General features: G+C 72.1%; 3 protein-coding genes. 2 read left to right on the top strand and 1 reads right to left on the bottom strand.

All coding sequences use genetic code 11. The annotated features are described in order from the left end of the window. Both eccCb and ON26_RS03865 read left to right on the top strand, forming a co-directional pair. Positions 1 to 1,779: type VII secretion protein EccCb (gene eccCb / locus ON26_RS03860; protein ID WP_040794573.1), on the top strand; the 1,779-nt coding region annotated here is incomplete at its 5' end. A 301-nt stretch (positions 1,780 to 2,080) separates the two neighbouring features. Further along, on the top strand, positions 2,081 to 2,521 hold the full coding sequence (locus ON26_RS03865; protein WP_245545709.1) for a DUF4254 domain-containing protein: 441 nt from the start codon (positions 2,081 to 2,083) through the stop codon (positions 2,519 to 2,521). 25 nt (positions 2,522 to 2,546) lie between these two features. Here the strand turns inward: ON26_RS03865 and ON26_RS32045 are convergent, their stop codons facing one another. Next, positions 2,547 to 3,680, bottom strand: a complete 1,134-nt coding sequence (locus ON26_RS32045) for a MinD/ParA family ATP-binding protein (protein ID WP_085998947.1) — start codon at positions 3,678 to 3,680, stop codon at positions 2,547 to 2,549. Positions 3,681 to 5,188: the final 1,508 nt, after the last annotated feature.

The raw sequence follows: 5,188 nt of genomic DNA on the forward strand, positions 1-5,188 counted from the left end.
GGTGAGGCGGTACCCAAAACGCTGCTCAATGTCGTGGTCGATCGGCTGCGCGGTCACGGTCGTCCGGCCCACGAGGTCTGGCTGGCCCCGCTCGACGCATCGCCCTCGGTCGACATGCTGCTGCCCGATCCGGACTGGCGTTCGGAGGCCAACCGGCACGGTCGGTTGTGGATGGCGATCGGCGTCATCGACAAGCCGTACGAACAGCGCCGCGATGTACTGGTCGTCGACCTGTCCGGCGGCCAGGGCAATCTCGCGGTGGTCGGCGGCCCGCAGTCGGGCAAGTCCACCGCGTTGCGCACGATCATCATGGCCGCCGCCGCCACCCACACCCCTGAACAGGTGCAGTTCTACTGCCTGGACTTCGGCGGCGGCACCCTGGCGAGCATCGCCGACCTGCCGCACGTCGGCTCGGTCGCCGGTCGCATGGAGGTGGACCGGGTGCGGCGTACGGTCGCCGAGATGATCACCCTGCTCGCCCAGCGTGAGGAGCGCTTCCGTGAGCTGGGTATCGAGTCGATCCACGAATTCCGGCGGCGTAAGGCGCAGCTGGCACAGCTGAGCCCGGCCGAGCAGGCCGCCGACCCGCTGTCGGAGGACACCTTCGGCGACGTCTTCCTGGTGGTCGACGGCTGGCCGACCGTCCGGGCCGAGTACGAGGGCTTGGAGCCGGCGTTCAGCGCGCTGGCCTCCCAGGGCCTGTCCTACGGCATCCACCTGATGATCGCCACCACCCGCTGGCCCGAGATCCGGCCCGCGGTCAAGGATCTCATCGGCACCCGGCTGGAGCTGCGGCTCGGCGATCCGAGCGATTCCGAAATGGATCGCCGTACAGCGGTTCTGGTGCCCGCGGGCCGCCCCGGCCGCGGTCTGACCCCGGAGAAGCTGCACATGCTCATGGCACTGCCACGACTGGACTCCAGCTCCGATCCGGAGACCTTGCCCGAGGGCATCGCGCAGGCCCGCGCACAGCTCGTCGAGATGTACGGCGCCCGCAAGGCGCCCGCGGTGCGCATGCTGCCGCTGGAGGTGCCGCGCGATCAGGTACTCGCCGAAGCGGCCGCGCGGGGGATGGTCCAGGACAAGACGCACGTCGTGATCGGTCTCGGGGAGAACGAGCTCGCCCCGCTCGTCCTGGATTTCGACAGTCAGCCGCACCTGATGGCCTTCGCCGACGTGGAGTGCGGCAAGACAACCCTGCTGCGCAATATCGTCATGGGTCTCACCGAGAACTCCACCGCCGACGAGGCCAGGGTCATCCTGCTCGACTACCGACGCACCATGCTAGGCGTCATCGAAGGCGATCAGCTGGCGGGATATTCGACCTCGGCGCAGACCGCGGTCCCGATGATCCAGGAGGTCGCGGCCTATCTGACCAAGCGGATCCCGGGCGCCGACATCACCCCCAGGCAACTACGCGAACGCAGTTGGTGGACCGGGCCGGAGATCTACATCGTGGTCGACGACTACGACATGGTGACCACCGGCGGCGGCAACCCGCTCGAACCGCTGCTGCAGTTCCTGCCGCAGGCACGCGACATCGGCATGCACCTGATCGTGGTCCGCCGCTCCGGCGGTGCGTCGAGGGCTTTGTACGACAAGGTGCTCGGCATGCTCAAGGACCTGTCGGTCGACGCGCTGCTCATGTCGGCGCCCAAGGACGAGGGCAAACTGCTCGGCGATGTGCGCTCGGGCAAACTCGCGCCGGGGCGCGGCACGCTCCTGTCTCGTGCCCGCGACAACGAGATGGTGCAGATCAGCTACCTGCCGCCGTTGTAGCGCGTCGGGAACTATTCGGGCGGACGGGCTTTCGCCCGCTGCGCCGGAGGGCCGGGCCGGTGCGCGCGGGCCCGGGTCGCCGAATGCTCGAAGATAACGAAGTGCTTACGGCGAGGTGCTCGACGCCTCGGAAACGCTTGACAGCGGGGTGCGGCGGTTTAGTGTGAGGCGTCCTGATCCGGTGTTGTGCGGCGACGAACGGCGAGGCAACGTGGCAGGTTCGAATTCATCTACGGTCGTCATGGCTCTTCCCGGCACATCCTGGTGCGCCGGCGCGGGGAACGGTGCCACGGATCCGGAGGTGTTACCCACCTCCGATCTGCTGGTCCGCGCCTGCCGCGGGCATCGCGTGGTCGGCGGGCCGGTGCTCTGGTTCGCCCGCGACCTCGCGGTGCTACACGAGAAGCGGCTGGTGGGTCGCGGTGGTTCCGTCGACACCGATCCGGCCGTGCTGCTCGAGATCGAGCGGCGCAGAAGCGAGTTGGTCATGGCGATCGACGACTGGGTCGCTCGGAACGTGCTGCAGCACCGCATCGGCGCGACCCTGCACACCGAGACGATCGGCGCGGTCATCGACCGCATCGCCGAGTCCTCGGTCCGCGCACACCACGCGCTGATGACCCTCGCGGCCAACGACGATCTGCTGCACGGCGCCTGGCATCGGCTGGCCGAGATCGCCGACGCCTACGACGATCTGGTCCGCGATGTGCTCGCGGGTCGCCGCAGGCTGCCGGAGTGGTGAACTCGCCCCCGGCGGGGGCGCGGCACTAGTTGTGGAATCGCCGATGGTCGACGCCGAAACCGTCGGCCACCGTCGCGGCCAGTTCCACGTAGGCGCGCTTGGCCTGCTTGCTCAGGCGGTGCAGATCGATCTCGGCGCCCTCGGACAGATGTCCGTCGTAGGGGATGATGTGCACGGCGCGGCAGCGGGCGAGGAAGTACTCGCGCAACTGCTGGACGCCCACATTCGGTGAACCCTCACGCGGCAGGTTGATCACCACGACGGCATTGCGGACCAGGTGGTCGTGGCCGTGCAGGGACAGCCAGTCCAGGGTGGCCGCGGCGCTGCGCGCGCCGTCGATGGCCGCCGAGGAGACCAGCACCAGCGAGTGGGCCAGGTCGAGGACGCCGGTCATCGCCGAGTGCATCAGGCCGGTGCCGCAGTCGGTCAGGATGATGTTGTAGAAGCGCTGCAGGATGCGCGCGACCGCCCGGTACTCCTCGTCGTTGAACGACTCCGACGCGGCCGGGTCCCGCTCGCTGGCAAGCACTTCCAGCCGGCTGGTGGCCTGCGAGGTGTGCCTGCGGACGTCGGAATAGCGTTCGATCGAGGGATCGAGCAGCAGATCGCGCACGGTCGAGCGGGTCTGCAAGGACACCCGCTGCGACAGCGTGCCGAAGTCGGGATTGGCGTCCACCGCGATCACCCGGTCACCGCGCACCGAGGCGAAGATCGACCCGAGGCCCATCGTGGTCGTGGTCTTGCCGACACCGCCCTTCAGCGACAGCACCGCGATCCGGTAGTCGCCGCGGACCGGCTGGCGGATACGCGCGACCAGCTCCTGCAGTCGCCGTTCTTCCGCCGACATGCCCGGATTGATGGCGCCGCCGGACATGTGGTGCACGGCTTTTCGCCAGCCACTGCCCGGTGATTTCTTGGCCCGCCGCAACGGCACGTCGTCCAGCGACGGGTACCCTCCCGGCGCGGGCCGCTGTCCCGGCGGTGCCGCGCCCGGGGCGGCGCCGGTCGCGGGCGGCGCGGCAGGGCCTTGTGCGGCGGTATTCCACGGCGCGGCAACCCCTTCCGGCGCGGGCGCGTGGGCCTGCGGCGGGTAGGGCGGTTGTGCGGGTGGCTGTTCGGGTTGCGCGAAGACCTGGGGATCGCCGCGTCGGCCGGGCATCCCGGGGTCGCCGCCGGGCGCCTGGGCGGGCGGCGCGGTGAAGGTGTAGGGGGCCGCCGTATCCGGCGGGGCCGGCGGGCTCGCTCACCGGGGCGCGGTGGGGCACCGGCTGCGGTGCGCCGTTGTGCCACGGCTGCTCGTCCGCGCCGGTCGGCAGGCCCGGCGCGGGAGCGCCGTTGGGCCCGGAGCCCTCCGGACCCGCCCAGCCGCCGCGCGGTCCCGGCGAACCGTAGGGGCGCTCGCCCGTGGCAGGGGATTCGAGGCCGTACACCGGATTCGAGCCGGGCCCGTAGGCGGGCTGCCCGTCCATGGTGCCGTAGCCGGTGTAGGGGGCCTCGGGAGCCGGGACGTACGCGGACGGGCCGCCCGCGGCGGGCGCGGACGTGCCGGGGGCGGCCGGATCGGACGGAATCGGGGCGTACGGCGAGCGGTCCCGGCGAGCCGGTTCGTCGTCGCCCGCCTCGGCGGGACCGTCGGCCGGGGGCGCCGAGTGCGTGGCGGCCGCAGATGCCGAAGATGCCTGCGATTCCGGACCGGCCGGGGAGGTGGAGGTTTCCGCGGACGCCGATGGGCTCTGTGTGCCGTCGGGTCCCGCTGACGCTGCCGATGCCTGCGTCGTGCTGTGTCCGGAAGCTGCCGGTGCGCCCGGAGCCGCGGAGGTGCCGGGCAGTGCGGACGGTGCCTGGGTCGAGGCGCCGTCGGAAGGCGCCGGGGATCCCGGAGGTGTGGGCGAGTCCGCCGACGGCGTCGCGGAGGGCGTCGGCGGGCGGCCGGGAACCGGGGAACGGTCGCCGACGGGCGCCTCGCCGACCGGGCCACCGAGCCAGGCCGGTGCCTCGGTATCCGGGGGAGTGGCGGATCCTTCCGGGGCCGGACTCGGCCGGCCGGGCATCGCGGAGCTCGCGGGCACGGACCATCCCCCGGGTTGCTCGGGGTGTAGCGGCCCCGCGGGCGCAACCGGGCCGTCCGTCTCGATCGGCGCGCGGTGATCCGAGGGCCGTCGGCCGCCACGGCCGGGCGGCGGATCCGGCAACGGCGGGCGCGCCGGGACGGCGGCCGACGCCGCCCCGCCCGGTTCGGCGGACGTGGGAACGCGTCGGCTCTCCGGCGCGGGAGGAGACCCATCGGACTCGCGTGCGGGCGTGGGTGTCGGCGTGCCGATCGAGGGGTTCGGCAGCGGCGGGAGTGCGGCGTCGGCCGCCGAGGCGGGTCCTGGCGTCGGCGTCGGGGTGCCGATGGCGGGGTTCGGGCCGGTCGGGCGCGGGGGGTGGGGAGCGTCGGGGGTTTCGCCGGGTCCGAGTGTCGGCGTGGGTGTCCCGATCGAGGGGTTGGGGAGCGCAGGCCCCTGCGCCTGTGGCGGCATCGGCATGTCGCCGGACGCGCGTGCGGGCGACGTCGGGGTGGGTGTGGGCGTGCCGATCGACGGATTCGGCAGTGCCGGCCGCCGACCGTCGGGAGACAGGGGGACCTCACCGGGCCCGGGTATCGGTGTCGGTGTGCCGATCGAC

The sequence above is a fragment of the Nocardia higoensis NBRC 100133 genome, assembly GCF_000308595.1.
Lineage (GTDB): Bacteria > Actinomycetota > Actinomycetes > Mycobacteriales > Mycobacteriaceae > Nocardia > Nocardia higoensis.